The organism is Acidovorax sp. (assembly GCF_027492855.1).
Taxonomy (GTDB): Bacteria; Pseudomonadota; Gammaproteobacteria; order Burkholderiales; family Burkholderiaceae_C; genus Acidovorax.
This window is the reverse complement of record NZ_JAPUDY010000027.1, coordinates 26,234-39,983: the sequence shown is the minus strand read 5'-3', so window position 1 is coordinate 39,983 and position 13,750 is coordinate 26,234. Positions and strand designations below refer to the sequence as shown.

The window sequence follows — 13,750 nt, the reverse complement described above, 5'->3', positions numbered from 1 at the left end:
GTGGAATTTTTTGAATGCCGGTCAGGCGCCACGCCGCTCGACCATGCTGGGCTGTTGCCCGTTGGATGGGGCACCAAAAATTCAATGCCCCAAGTGCCCTTCGATCACCAGCCGCGGATGCGCCCGGCCCTTGCTGTTGAAAACGTGCAGCGCATGCGCCGGAGCAAACATCCGCACGGCGTCGCCCCCCCGCAGGCGGGTGTGTGCGTTGCCGCGCAGCACCAGGTCCTGGCCCTGTACGGTGCGTGCGTACAAAAGGTGTGATTCGCCCAGCTGCTCCACCGCAGCCACTTCGGCAAGAAAGGCCACGCCCTGGTGCGGATGCACTTCCTGGTGGGCGGGGATCAGGGTCAGGTGTTCGGGGCGTATGCCAACTTCGACGGCCTCGCCAGCCGCCAGGCCTTTGCTGTCCACACAGGCCGCTGCAGCGTGGTCGGCGCCCAGGTTCAGGCTCGCGCCGCCCTCCAGCAGGCCGGTCACTTGCGCGGGCAGCAGGTTCATGGTGGGCGAGCCGATAAAGGTCGCCACGAAGCGGTTGGCGGGCTGGGTGTACAGCTCCAGTGGCGTCCCTGCCTGCTGCACGCGGCCCTCGTTCATGACGACGATGCGGTCGCCCAAGGTCATGGCCTCGACCTGGTCATGGGTCACGTAGACCATGGTCGCGGCCAGTTCACGGTGCAGGCGGGCCAGTTCCAGGCGCGTCTTGCCGCGCAGCGCGGCGTCGAGGTTGGACAAGGGTTCGTCAAACAGAAACAACTTGGGCTTGCGCACAATGGCCCGCCCAATGGCCACGCGTTGGCGTTGGCCGCCGGAGAGCTCGCGCGGCAGGCGCTCCAGCAGGTGGTCGATGTGCAACGCCTTGGCAGCGTCCAGCACGCGCTGATCGCGCTCGCTGCGATCAGCGCCGCGGATCTTGAGCCCGAAGCCCATGTTCTCCTTCACGGTCATGTGCGGGTAGAGCGCGTAGCTCTGAAACACCATGGCAATGCCACGTTGCGCGGGCGGCAGATGGTTGACCTTCTGGCCGTCGATCAGCATGTCGCCGCCGCTGATTTCCTCCAGGCCGCACAGCATGCGCAACAGGGTGGATTTGCCGCAGCCGCTGGGGCCGACGAGCACCACGAATTCGCCATCGGCGATCTGCAGATCGACGCCGTGCAGCACCGTGGAATCGCCGAAGCGCTTGGATATTTGTTGAAGAGAAACCTGGGCCATGGTGAAAAAGCGATGGATGTGGGAGTTACTTGACGGCGCCGGAGGTGATGCCGCGAATGAGCTGGCGCGAGAACACGGCGTAGAGCACCAGCACGGGCAAGACGGCGAGGGAGAGGGCCGCGAGCACGGCGTTCCAGTCGGTGGCGAATTGGCCCAGGAACTGCTGCACACCCAGCGTGATGGTTTGTGTGGATTCGCCGGGCGCCAGGATCAGCGGGAACCAGAGGTCGTTCCAGATCGGAACCATGGTGAACACGGCCACCGTGGCCACTGCGGGGCGCACCAATGGCAGGACGATGCGAAAGAAGATCGTGAATTCGCCCACGCCATCGCAGCGGGCCGCGTCCTTGAGATCCTTGGGAATCTGTCCGATGAATTCCGAAAGAATCATGATGGCCAGGGGGAGTCCCTGGGCCACGTACACCAGCACCAGTGCGGTCAAGGTGTTGATGAGCCCGAGGTCCACCATCAACTGCATGATGGATACCGACCCCAGGCGGATGGGCACCATGATGCCGATCGCCATGAACAGCGCCAGCACGCGTCGGCCCACAAAGCGGTACTCGCTCAACGCCCACGCCACCATGGCGCCAAACAGCAGCGTGAGCACCAGCGACACGCTGGTGACGAGGAAGCTGTTGAACAGCATCTCCAGCACCGTGGATTTGGTGAGCACCTTGGTGTAGCCCACCCAGGTCAGCGTGGCGGCGGTGGGCAGGGCCAGTGGGTCGTCGAAGATGGCCGTGCGGCTCTTGATGGAGTTGAGCAGCACCAAAAAGATGGGGAACAGCGCCAGCAGCGTGTAGCTGCCCAGCACGCCGTGCACAAACAGGGCACGGCCATGGCGCCGGGCCTTGACTGCCAGGAGTGAGTCGGTGGAACGATCTGTCGAAAGGGACATGGAGGGGGAACTCAGAGAGCTGACGCGGGACATGGGGCGCTTGTCACATGGCAAAGCGCTGCAGGCGGCGCTGAACGACGAAGAAATACGTACCCACGCCACACAAGATCACCAGAAACATGAGGGTGGCCAGCGCAGCGCCCAGCGTGACGCTGCCCACCTGCGACTGGTAGCCAAAGAAGGTGCGGTAGAACAGCGTGCCGAGCAGGTCGGTGCTGTAGTTCGGCCCGGCGAGCCCGCCCTTGACGGCGTAGATCAGGTCGAACGCATTGAAATTGCCGACGAAGGTGAGGATGGTGACCAGACCCAGCGTGGGGAAGATCAGGGGCAGGCGGATGGCCCAGAAGATGCGCGTGGGGCTTGCGCCCTCGACTTCGGCGGCCTCGATGATGTCGCCCGGAATGGAGATCAGCGCGGCGTAGATCAGCATCATGGGAATGCCGATGAACTGCCACACGGATATCAGCGCCAGGGTGTTGAGCGCGGTTTCTTCCTGGCCCAGCCAGGGGGCAAACAGATGCTCCAGTCCGAACACGGTCAGGAAGCGCTCGGCCACGCCCCACAGCGGCGACAGGATGAGCTGCCAGGAAAATCCGATGATGACCACCGACAACAAGGTGGGCAGAAAGATCAGGGTGCGGTAGGTGGCTACGCCGCGCACTTGCGGCAGCGACAGCAGCGCGGCCAGCAGCAGTGCCACAGGGTTCTGCACCAGCATGTGGATGGCGAAGAACTTGAGGTTGTTGAGCATGGCGTTCCAGAAGGCTTCGGAACGCAGTTCGTTGAACAGCAGCGTCTGGTAATTGCCCAGGCCGACAAAGCTCAATTGGCCCTGGTCGTTGCTGGTGTAGAAGCCCAGGCGCAGGGTGTCGATCAGCGGCCACGCACTGAACAAGGTATAGATCAGCACCCCTGGGGCCAGGAAGACCAAAATGTGCCAACCGTTACTGTGTTTCATGGTGTTGGGGGTCACAAAAAAACAAGGAAGGGACGACACCGCCCGGAAACCAAGCCGTGGCGTGCCCTTCCTCAAAGTCGCAATGAAAAAACTGAAGACAAAGCTCCGCCCAGACGGTGCTCCGAAGAGCACCGCCGAACCAGACGAAGCGGGGGGTGGAGCCTTAGCTCCGGGTTAGCGGATCAACCAATCAGCGTGCGGGTGCATACCATTTGGCGAAGCCGCTTTGGATGCGGGTGGCCGCATCCTGGGGACTCATCTTGCCGTTGAGCAACTGAGAATTCACCGACCACAGCTCGTTTTCCATGCTGGGCTCGCCGCGGCTCATGACCTGGGCGTTGAGGCGAATGGTGGACTTGCAGTTTTGGCGCCAGCCCATCATTTCGCGGGCCACCGGGTTGGTGACGTTGACCTTGTGGTTGGACAGTGAGAAGAAGCCGGTGACCTTGTTGGTGTAGAGGTCGGCGAACTCGGGGGACGACAGCCACTTCAGGAGAACCTTGGCTTCTTCCTTGTTCTTGCTCTGGCTGTTCACACCCATACCGATGTCGGTGTGGTCCGAGATGTAGCAGGTGTCACCCGACTTGCGCACGGGCGGCGGGAAGGCACCGAACTCGATCTTGGAGTTCTGCTGGAAGTAGGAAATGTCCCAAGAGCCGGTGGGGTAGATGGCGGCGCGGCCGGTGGCGAACAGGCTTTGCGAGTCGCCATAGGTCTGCGCCTGATAGCCGCGTGGCATGTAGGCCGACCAGCGCGCCATGGACGTCCAGGCGTCCACGAACTCGGGGTCGGTGAACTTCTTTTTTCCAGCGATCAACGCCTTGCGGCCGTCTTCGCCCTTCCAGTAGTTGGCACCCAGGCTGGTGAAAACGATCTGGTTGGTTTCCCACTGATCGGCCGTGCCCAGTGCCAACGGGGCCACCTTGCCTGCGGCCTTGATCTTCTCCAGCACGGAGAAAAACTCGGCCTCGGTCTTGGGCGCCTGCAGGCCCATCTGGGCAAAGATCTTCTTGTTGTAGAAGAAACCATGGATCACCGATGCCATGGGCAGGCAGTAGGTGTCCTTGCCATCGTCGGTTTGCCAAGCGACCTTGGCAGCGTCGGAGAACTGGTCCAGGCCCACGGCGTTGTCGAGCTTGTCGAGGCGGCCTTTGCGGTACAGATCGAGGGAGACGTCGAAAGGACGGCAGGTGATGAGGTCGCCTGCGGTGCCTGCGGTCAGGCGCGAGGACAGCGTGGAGTTGTACTCCGGCGGTGCGGTGGGTGCGAACTTGACGGTGATGCCAGGATGCGCTTTGTTGAAGGCCGGAATGATGGCCTCTTCCCAAAGAGTTTTGTCATCCGTGCGCCAACTCTCGATAATCAGCGTCCCGGCTTGTGCCGCGCCGAGTTGGGTCATGCCCAGCAGCAAGGCTGCGGTGGTACGCGAAGGAAATGCCATGTGTTGTCTCCGTTGTGGCGGGCTTTTTCCAGCCCTTTGGTTGATCACGGGCCCGAAGGTACCAACGGCGGTCATGTGAGTCGAGTAACGCTTGGTCGAATAGCAACAACCACCGCAAGTGCTTGTCAGCGCTTGAGAAAACAGAATTCCCTTTCTCAGGAGCCTTGCGTTTTGTTACGTGCGACATCAGCGGCCCTCAGAAAGATCGCTTTGGCCCAGAAGGCTTGGATTACATAACCTTACGAAGGATGACGCTTTGATAGTTGGCATGCCGTCGTTTTCTCGGCGTTGGTGGGGTTTGGCGCTGGGCTGCTGCCTTGGCGCCGGTACTTCGATGGCGCAAACGCCGCCTTCTGCGCCGCCAGCGTCAGCGCCGTCGCAGCCGCTGACAGTGCTGCATTGGTGGACCTCGGCGGGTGAGCGCCAGGCCTTTGACGATTTGAGCCAGCACCTGATTGGGCAAGGATTGAGTTGGCGCAGCGAGGCTGTGCACGGCGGTGGTGGCGGTGCGGCCGGCCGGGTGCTGCAGGTGCGCACCCTGTCGCAAGACCCGCCCCATGTGGCCCAACTGGTGGGGCGGCGCCTGACCGAATGGGCCCAGCTGGGGCTGGTGCTGCCACTGACCTCCATTGCGCAGTCGGCCCAGTGGCAAAACACGATGTTTCCCATCGTCTGGCAGTCCATCTACTCGCACGACAAGGTGCTGGCCGCCCCGCTGGGCGTGCACCGCACCAACTGGCTTTACTACAACGAACACCTGTGGCGCGCCCACAAATTGCCTGCACCGACCAGTTGGGATGCGGTGGAATCTGCCGCCCGTCAATTGACCGCTGCAGGCGTGCAGCCGCTGGCCTGGAGCGACGAGCCCTGGCAGGTGCTGACGGTGTTCGAGGCCCTGCTGCTGGGCGAAGCAGGGGCTTCGCAGTATGCGCAGATGGTGTCTGCCACGCCCGGCGCCACCTGGACGACCGAACCCGTGCGCAAGGCCTTGCAAAGGCTGCGCTGGCTGCGCGGCCTCAACCCCGGCAGCGCATCCGATCTGCCTTGGTACACGGCCGGCCGCCTGGTGTACCAAGGCAAGGCGGGCATGATGCTGATGGGCGATTGGCTGGGTGGTGAGTTCAAGGCCTGGGGTTTCAGGCCGGGCACCGACTTTGGTTGTGTGCCGACACCCTCCACGGCGGGCATGCACCTCTATAGCGTGGACAGCCTGGCCATGCTGGCCACGCGCCAACGCAAGGAGGTGGAGCAATGGCGGCTGGCCGATGCGCTGGTGCAGCCTGCCACGCAAACGGCGTTCAATCAGGCCAAGGGCTCAGTGCCTGTGCGCCATGACATGGACCCGTCTCAGCTCGACGTCTGCGCGCAGCAATCGTGGCGCGCTCTCAAAGATGCACAGCAGCCCAAGCTGCCCAGCGTGGCCCACCGCATGGCCGCGCAGGAGATGCTCAAGGATGAACTGGGGGCTACACTTGCGCGGTTTGTTAAAAACCCGGCTGTGACCGTGGAGCAAGCGCAGCAGCGCCTGGTCAATATCGTTCACGGCCTTAACTAGCGGCAGCGTACTTTGGGCCCTGCCCCGCGTCTGCCCTCTTGCGGCATGGACGCGGGCACATTACAAAGTGGGCCTTCCGCATTTGAGCGTGTTGCACACCAAGCGCTCTACACCCACCGTGACATCGCCCAACCGCAAAACCATCCTGGCTGTTGACGACGACGAGAAGACCCGTCGCCTGCTCAAGCTGTACCTTGAAAAAAACCAGTACGTCGTGCGGCTGGCGCACGATGGCGCGAGCTTTCGCGCCGAGTTCGAGCGCTACAAGGCGGAGTTGGCCCTGGTGATTCTGGACGTGATGCTGCCCGACACCGACGGCTTTGAGCTGTGCAAGATGGTGCGCGACCGCTCCCGCATTCCCATCATCATGCTCACAGCCAGCGCCGATGACACCGAGCGCATCGTGGGCCTGGAGCTGGGTGCCGACGACTACATGGGCAAGCCCTACAACCCGCGCGAGCTGCTGGCACGCATCAAGGCCATACTGCGCCGCTCGGCCCCGGCCGACGGTGGCGGCCCTCGGGCGCTGATGTTCGCGGGGTTTCGCATGGATCTGCTGGAACGCAAGCTGCTCAATAGCGCGGGCGCGGACGTGCCGCTCACCGGCATGGACTTCGACCTGCTGCGCTTTTTTGCCGAGCACGCAGGCCAGACGCTGGAGCGCAACCGCTTGGTGGAGCACACGCGCGGGCGCGACCTGCGCGCATTCGACCGGTCGCTGGACGTGCAGATCAGCCGCCTGCGCCAGCGCCTGGGCGATGACGGCAAGCAGCCCGGCATGATCAAGACCGTGCGGGGCGCGGGCTACGTTTTCGCGGTGGAAGTCAGCACCAGCGACACATGAGCAACGCCTGGCCGCACAGGTGGATGCGCTGGTGGCCGGACAGCCTGGCGTCGCGGCTGCTGCTCATCATGGTGTGTGGGGTGGTGCTGAGCCAGACGTTGGCGCTGGGCATCTGGTCGGCGCAGTTGCAGGCCAGCTCGCGGCTCGAAGCGCGGCAAACGGCTGAACTGATCGCTCACGGCGCCGCCAGCGCGGTGCGGTTTTACAGCACGTTGCCCGTGCAATACCGGCCCCTGGTGGTGCAGCAAATGCGGGCCATGGGCGGGGCGCGGTTCTTCGTCAACCTCAACCGTGGCATGGTGCCCATCACACCCCTGCCTGCGGAGCAGCTCACCGACATCATCACCGCCGAAGTCGTGCGCACGCTGCAGGGTGACCTGCCGGGCATGGCAGCGCACGCCGTGTTTGCCCAGGCCGACACAGTGCCCGTGACCGACGACGGCAAGCTGCTCAGCCAGATGCCCGAGAGCTGGGTCGAAGGCGCCAGCCTGCTGCTGCCGCGCCCCGCGCCACTGCTGGTGATTCAGGTCGAGTTTGAGCCTGGGGGCTGGTTACAGCTGGTGAGCACCATGCCCGACCCGTATTTTCTGGAAAGTGCCCGCACCTGGACCTGGGACCGCCTGCTGGCCCAGGCCATGACGCTGGTCACCGTGCTGGCCCTGGGCCTGGCGTTGATGCGCAGCCTGACCCGGCCGCTGCGCCGCCTGGCCCAGGCTGCACGGGCCTTTGGCAGTGGCCTGATGAGCGAGCCCGTGCCCGAGGTGGGCAGCGGCGAGCTGCGCGAAACTGCGCGGGCCTTCAACGACATGCAGGCGCGTGTGCAGCAGGTGGTGGAAGAGCGCGAGCATTTCTACCGGGGCATCTCGCACGACCTCAAGACACCCATCATGCGCATGAAGCTGGCCACCGAGCTGCTCGACGACGAACTGGTGCGCACCGAGCTGCACGAGGAGCTGGACGAGCTGGACATGATGGTCAAGGCGGCGCTGCAGAACATGCGCGACACCGACATCCACGAAAACCTCAGCCATGTGCGCCTGGTGCGCTTGGTGGAGCGGCTGACCTCCTCGGCCATCTCCAGCGGCACGCCCATCACGCTCGATGTGCCCGATATTGGCGTCACCGCCAAGCCGCTGGCGCTCAAGCGGGCGCTGGCCAACGTGCTCGATAACGCCGTGCGCTATGGCCGCAAGGTGCATGTGAGCGCGGAGCAAAACGCAGAGTGGGTCACCATCCGCGTGCGCGACCATGGCCCTGGCCTGCCCGAAGACGCACTGGAGACGGTGTTCGAGCCCTACGTGCGCATGGAGCATGCGCGCCAGGCCTACAGCGAAGGCTCGGGCCTGGGGCTCAACATTGCACGCAGCATCGTGCAGGCACACGGCGGCCATGTGTCGGCCGCCAACCATCCTGAAGGGGGCCTGGTGGTCACACTGTCGTTGCCCGCGTGACGCGCGTCACGCGCGCGGCGCGCCGGTTCACGGCCGCCGGAACGACGCGTTCTGCCGCGCCCAGTGGCGCGACTGCAGATGATCGAGCCGCACCGTGCCACCGGTAGAAGGCGCGTGCACAAAGCGCCCTTCCCCCACATAGATGCCCGCATGTGACGGCACGCGGCCTCTGCCGAACACCACGAGGTCACCTGTGCGCAGGTCACCATCGGCAATCGGTTGGCCCCAGCCGCTGAGCTGGGCCACCGTGCGCGGCGGGGCCGTGCCCACGCGGTTGCGGTACACGTAGCCAATCAGGCCGCTGCAATCAAACCCCGTGTCGGGCGTGTTGCCCCCGTAGCGGTAAGGCGTGCCCACCAGGCCCAGTGCGTGGATGGCGATGTCGTGGGCCTGCTCGTCCGACAGAGGCGAGTACACCGGGGACCGGGTAGGGGATGAAGACGATGGCGAAGGGGTGGTGCTGCAGCCACCCAGCAGGAGCAGCAGGGCGGTTGCGCAGGCCGCACAGGCCAGGCGGTGGGATGCATGCATGGGCCAAAGGGTAACGGATGAACGGCGGTGCCCGCCCGGTCGCCCACCCATGCCTGGGGATATTGGTCAAATTTGCTGCTAGCGCTTGATAGATAAGCGCTAGCAGCTATCATTTTGATACCAATGGTGGTGCTACACCGCCTCTGCCATCGATGTGGCCTGGCGCCGCCCGGCCAGCCGGTTGGCCACGCTCACGATGGCCTGCACCGAGGCCGTCACGATGTTGTGGTGGGCGCCTGCGCCGAAGGTCGATCCGGCCACGCCCTCCAGTGCGGCTTCCACGATGGCCATCGCCTGGGCGTTGGCCCCCGTGCCGGTGGCGCGTTCTTCGTAGTGGTCCACGCGCAGCGGCAGGCCGAGCGCATCCACCGTGGCCGCGATGGGGCCGTTGCCCTGGCCGCGCAGGTGCTGGCGTGTTCCGGCAATGGTCACATCCAGCTCGATCCCCTGCCCGTCTTCATCGAGCCGGTGGCCGTGGCAGACGATGGCGGCCTGCGCGGGCGTGTTCAGGTAGGTGGCCTGGAACAGCGCCCACAGCGCGTCGCCGCTCATCTCGCCCTCGCTCGCGTCGGTCTGGCGCTGCACCACGGCGCTGAACTCCACCTGCATGCGCCGGGGCATCACCACGCCGTGTTCGCGCTCCAGAAGGAAGGCGATGCCGCCCTTGCCCGACTGGCTGTTCACGCGAATCACGCTGTCATAGGTGCGGCCGAGATCCGCCGGGTCGATGGGCAAATACGGCACTTCCCACAGTGCGTTCGGGTCCTGCGCGGCAAAGCCTTTCTTGATCGCGTCCTGGTGCGAGCCTGAGAACGCGGTGAACACCAGGTCGCCCGCGTAGGGGTGGCGCGGGTGCACGGGCAGCGAAGTGCATTCCTCGGCAATGCGTGCGACGGAGGTGATGTCCGAAAAGTCGAGACCAGGGTGCACGCCCTGCGTGTACATATTGAGCGCCAGGGTCACGATGTCCACGTTGCCGCAGCGCTCGCCGTTGCCAAAGAGGCAGCCTTCCACGCGGTCGGCACCGGCCATCATTGCCAGTTCTGCCGCAGCCACACCGGTGCCTCGGTCGTTGTGCGGGTGCACCGACAACACGATGTGCTCGCGCGGCGAAAGGCGTCGGTCCATCCACTCGATCTGGTCGGCGAACACGTTGGGCGTGGCGTTCTCCACCGTGGTGGGCAGGTTGATGATGATGGGGCGGCCAGGGCCTGCGCCCCAGGTGGCAATCGCGGTCTGGCAGGCTTTGAGCGAGACATCGAGCTCGGTGGCGCTGAAGGTCTCGGGCGAGTACTGCAGAGTCCATGCTGTGCCTGGCTGCGCGTCGGTGAGCTGCTTGAGGTAGCCCACGTGGTGTGCGATGAGCTGTATCACCTGCGTCACGTTCATCCCGAACACAATGCGGCGCCACGCAGGTGCCGTGGCGTTGTACAGGTGCACGATGGCGCGGGGCGCGCCCTGCACGGCCTCGACGGTGCGTGCAATGAGGTCCTCGCGCGACTGGGTCATGACCATGAGGGTCACGTCGTCGGGGACCAGGTTCTCGTCGATGAGGCGGCGCACAAAGTCGAAGTCGGTCTGCGACGCGGCCGGAAAGCCGACCTCGATCTCCTTGAAGCCGATGCGCACCAGCTCGTGAAAGAGGCGCATCTTGCGCTCGCCGTTCATCGGCTCGAACAGCGCCTGGTTGCCGTCGCGCAGGTCGGTGGAGAGCCACACGGGCGCGCGAGTGATGCTGCGGGAGGGCCACTGGCGGTCGGGCAAGGCGACCGGGGCGATGGGCTGGTACTTGGTGGCGGGCTTGGCAATCATGATGGAGGCTCCACGAACGGTGTGCAGTGCTCAGGGGCACTGCGGGTCAAACGAAATGAAAACAAAACGTGTGACATCCCCTGCAGCCCTTTGCATGTGCGCAAAGGCTGGTTCGCGGGCCGGGGTCAGGGGGAGATCAGGTGTTGCGCAAAATGGCAACGGTGGCGAACGCAGGCAGACCCCGGCCAGGCACTAGGCCTAGCGATAGGGTGGATAGGAGCATGCTGCGTTGCATAGTGGCAAATGCTAGCACAGGCACCGCCGGGCTGTCACGCGCCACCTTGGGTGCGTGCGCTCCAGTCCTCGACGCTCCCTTGCTCCAGCCGCCGCATCACCAGCTTGCGCCACGAGGGAGGCAGGGGCAGCGCGGCCAATTCGTGCAGTAGCGCTGCGTCCAGAGTGCGGCGGTAGAGCACCTCGATCACGCGCGCCAGCGGCCAGGCCGGATGGGGGCGTGCCACGAGCGTGATGGCATCGCCCGCCTGCACCAGGCCGGGCTCGATCACGCGGTAGTACCAGCCGGTGCGGCCCGTGTTTTGCAGGCGCAGCGCCATGTCGAACTGCTGAAAGCGGACGTTGAGCTTCCAGCAGGGCTGGCGTGTTTGCGACACCTCCAGCAGCACGCTGCCCATGCGCACGCGGTCGGCCCAGCACAGGTCGGCCTCCGTCATGCCGGTGCTGGCAATGTTCTCGCCAAAGGCCCCAGGCTGCGCCAGCACGGGTTGCGGCCCCAGTTCGTTGCGCCAGGCTGCGTAGTGGTCTAACGGGTACTGGTGCACGGCCTTGTCCGGGCCGCCGTGGATGCGTGTGTCGCCCTGCTCATCGCCTTGCACTCCGTTGGCATCCACCCGCACCGGGCCAGCAACCGCCTCCTTGGCAATGGCGCTGCGGCTTCCAGGGCGGCTGCAGAGGGGCACGGCGCTGCCGCGCAGCACGGCGGTGATTTGGCCGAGCACGCGCTCCGTCATGGCGTTGGCGGGTGCGTATCGAGCCCATCCAGCCAGGCCCCGAACACCGCCTGTGCTGCAAGTGTCAGCGCTGGGCCATGGGTCAGCGCGCCACGGCGCAGCGCCTGCAGGTCCACGCCCGCCGCCGCAAGTTCGCAGGCATGGCCCACAAGCCATTGCTCGATGCGCGACAGGTCCGCCTCCAGATGGAACTGCAGAGCAAGCGCATGGGCGCCCACGGCAAAGGCCTGGTGCGGGCACAGGGCCGTGGCGGCCAGTGCCTCGGTGCCAGGGGGAATGCCGAATTGGTCGCCATGCCAGTGCAGCACCGGCACGCCGTCTGCACCATGGGCCAAGGGCGCCAGTACCGAGCGCTGGCCTGCTGGGGTGAGAGTCAGGGGCGCAAAGCCAATCTCCTTGTGCCCCATGGGCGCCACTGGCGCACCCAGTGCACGCGCCATGATTTGTGCGCCCAGGCAGATGCCCAGCACCGGCTGTTGGCGTGCCAGCCGCTGGCGTACCAGGGCCAGTGTCTCGGTGAGGAAGGGGTAGCTGGCTTCGTCATAGGCGCCGATGGGACCGCCCAGCACCACCAGCAGGTCGGGCTCTGGGTCGGCAGCGCCTGATAGGGGCTCTACCCCGGCGTCGAGGGTGCGCACGGCGTAGCCGCGCTGCTCCAGCAAGGGACCCAGCAGCCCCAGGTCTTCAAACGGAACATGGCGTAGAGCGAGCGCGGTTTTCATCATTTTGTATTCATACATTAAAATGAATGTATGAATGCATTGTACGCAAAAGGTACCACCGCGGCCGAAATCGCCGACAGCCTCCAGGACGCCCTGCGCAGCGGCACCCTGCAGCCCGGTGATGTGCTGCCCGCCGTGCGGGTGCTGGCGCAGCAACTGGCGGTGAACCCCAACACCGTGGCTGCTGCCTATGCCCGCCTGCGCGATGCGGGCCGCGTGGTGACGGACGGACGCCGTGGCACACGCGTGGTCGAGCCGCCTGCGCGCATGGCCCAGGCCTATGCCGTGCCCGAAGGCCTGCGCGACCTGGCCAGCGGCAATGTGGACGCATCGCTGTTGCCCCAGTTCCGTGGCGGTGCTGCGGCCTGGGCCGCGCTGGCCTCGCCAGCCTGCTACGAGGCGCCGGTTGACTTGCCCGCGCTGCAGGCCGAGGCGCGGTTGTGGTTCGCCGCCCAGGGCCTGCCCTGCGAAGACGTGGGTGTGTTCTCTGGCACGCTCGATGCCGTGGAGCGTGCGCTGCGCGCCCACGCCCATCCGGGTGACCGCGTGGCGGTCGAAGACCCGTGCTGGCCGCCGCTGGTGGCCCTGCTGCACAGCCTGCGGCTCAAGCCGGTGCCGTTGCCAGTGGACAGCCAGGGCCTGTGTGTGCCTGAAGCTGGTGTGTTGAAGGGCTGCGCGGCCCTGGTGCTCACGCCGCGTGCCCACAACCCCACGGGGGCGGCCATCACCCCCGCGCGCTGGAAGGCGTTGCAGCGACAACTGCGTGTGCTGCCTCACTTGCTCGTGGTGCTGGACGACCACTGGGGGCCGCTCAGTGCGGCGCCATTGGCGCCCGCCGCATCGTTGCCCCCGCTGTGGCTGCACGTGGTGTCGGTGAGCAAGTTCCTCGGGCCCGACCTGCGGGTGGCGCTGACCACGGGCACGCCAGCGCTGGTGCAGGTCATGGGCGCGCAGCAGGCCCTGGGGCCGCGCTGGGTCAGCCGCATGCTGCAGGGGCTGGCGGCCAGCCTGTGGCGGCAGATGCGTGAAGGCAAGGCACTTGCACAAGCCGCTGGGGCCTACGCGGCGCGGCGCCAGGGCCTGGTGCAAGCCCTGGCCGCACAGCAGATCTACGTGGCACCGGGCGAGGGCCTGCACCTATGGTTGCCCGTGGCCGACGAGGCTGCCGTGGTGCAGTCCATGGCCTCGCGCGGCTGGGCCGTGCAGGCTGGTGCCCCCTTGCGCCTGGCCAGCGCGTCGGCCGTGCGCGTGAGCCTGGGGGCTTGCCAGCCCGCAGACATGCCGCACCTGGCGCGTGATTTGGCCCAGGCCCTGCGTGCGCCGGGGCGGGTGGTTTTCTAGCCAGGCATCCT

General features: G+C 65.5%; 12 protein-coding genes. 4 read left to right on the top strand and 8 right to left on the bottom strand.

The annotated features are described in order from the left end of the window. Positions 1–81: 81 nt before the first annotated feature. From ugpC to Q0105_RS05310, 4 genes are all read right to left on the bottom strand, one after another. Entirely contained in the window at positions 82–1,215 is a 1,134-nt protein-coding gene (gene ugpC, locus Q0105_RS05325) for a sn-glycerol-3-phosphate ABC transporter ATP-binding protein UgpC (protein ID WP_298209497.1), read from the bottom strand. A 25-nt stretch (positions 1,216–1,240) separates the two neighbouring features. Beyond that, entirely contained in the window at positions 1,241–2,116 is an 876-nt protein-coding gene (locus Q0105_RS05320) for a carbohydrate ABC transporter permease (RefSeq protein ID WP_298209495.1), read from the bottom strand. Positions 2,117–2,159: 43 nt separating this feature from the next. Continuing rightward, positions 2,160–3,074 carry a sugar ABC transporter permease gene (locus Q0105_RS05315; RefSeq protein WP_298209493.1) on the bottom strand — a complete coding sequence of 305 codons (915 nt, stop codon included), beginning with the start codon at positions 3,072–3,074 and terminating at the stop codon, positions 2,160–2,162. A 190-nt stretch (positions 3,075–3,264) separates the two neighbouring features. Then, positions 3,265–4,515, bottom strand: coding sequence for an ABC transporter substrate-binding protein (locus Q0105_RS05310; RefSeq protein WP_298209491.1), 1,251 nt, complete (start codon positions 4,513–4,515; stop codon positions 3,265–3,267). A gap of 268 nt (positions 4,516–4,783) precedes the next feature. Here Q0105_RS05310 and Q0105_RS05305 point away from each other — a divergent pair, with 268 nt between their 5' ends. The 3 genes from Q0105_RS05305 to Q0105_RS05295 all read left to right on the top strand — a co-directional run bounded on the left by Q0105_RS05305 (position 4,784) and on the right by Q0105_RS05295 (position 8,365). After that, complete coding sequence (locus tag Q0105_RS05305) at positions 4,784–6,070, top strand: ABC transporter substrate-binding protein (RefSeq protein WP_298209489.1); 1,287 nt, start codon at positions 4,784–4,786, stop codon at positions 6,068–6,070. Positions 6,071–6,158: 88 nt separating this feature from the next. Then, positions 6,159–6,914 (top strand): response regulator transcription factor, encoded by a 756-nt coding sequence (locus Q0105_RS05300; protein ID WP_298209487.1) that lies wholly within the window; start codon positions 6,159–6,161, stop codon positions 6,912–6,914. After that, positions 6,911–8,365: an ATP-binding protein gene (locus Q0105_RS05295; protein WP_298209486.1), complete on the top strand. Its 1,455-nt coding sequence runs from the start codon at positions 6,911–6,913 to the stop codon at positions 8,363–8,365. The genes Q0105_RS05300 and Q0105_RS05295 overlap by 4 nt, the downstream gene beginning before the upstream one ends. A 27-nt stretch (positions 8,366–8,392) precedes the next feature. On the opposite strand, the gene Q0105_RS05290 is transcribed toward Q0105_RS05295, so the two are convergent. From Q0105_RS05290 to Q0105_RS05275, 4 genes are all read right to left on the bottom strand, one after another. Beyond that, a complete protein-coding gene (locus Q0105_RS05290; RefSeq protein WP_298209484.1) occupies positions 8,393–8,896 on the bottom strand; it encodes a C40 family peptidase in 504 nt (167 codons plus the stop codon). 132 nt (positions 8,897–9,028) lie between these two features. Further along, positions 9,029–10,708 carry a 2-isopropylmalate synthase gene (leuA, locus tag Q0105_RS05285; RefSeq protein ID WP_298209482.1) on the bottom strand — a complete coding sequence of 560 codons (1,680 nt, stop codon included), beginning with the start codon at positions 10,706–10,708 and terminating at the stop codon, positions 9,029–9,031. Between the two features lie 269 nt (positions 10,709–10,977). Then, positions 10,978–11,676: an MOSC domain-containing protein gene (locus Q0105_RS05280; RefSeq protein ID WP_298209480.1), complete on the bottom strand. Its 699-nt coding sequence runs from the start codon at positions 11,674–11,676 to the stop codon at positions 10,978–10,980. Next, complete coding sequence (locus Q0105_RS05275) at positions 11,673–12,398, bottom strand: glutamine amidotransferase (RefSeq protein WP_298209477.1); 726 nt, start codon at positions 12,396–12,398, stop codon at positions 11,673–11,675. Before Q0105_RS05275 ends, Q0105_RS05280 begins: the two co-directional genes overlap by 4 nt. A gap of 30 nt (positions 12,399–12,428) precedes the next feature. On the opposite strand from Q0105_RS05275, the gene Q0105_RS05270 reads away from it, so the two are divergent. After that, positions 12,429–13,739: an aminotransferase class I/II-fold pyridoxal phosphate-dependent enzyme gene (locus tag Q0105_RS05270; RefSeq protein ID WP_298209475.1), complete on the top strand. Its 1,311-nt coding sequence runs from the start codon at positions 12,429–12,431 to the stop codon at positions 13,737–13,739. Positions 13,740–13,750 lie beyond the last annotated feature (11 nt).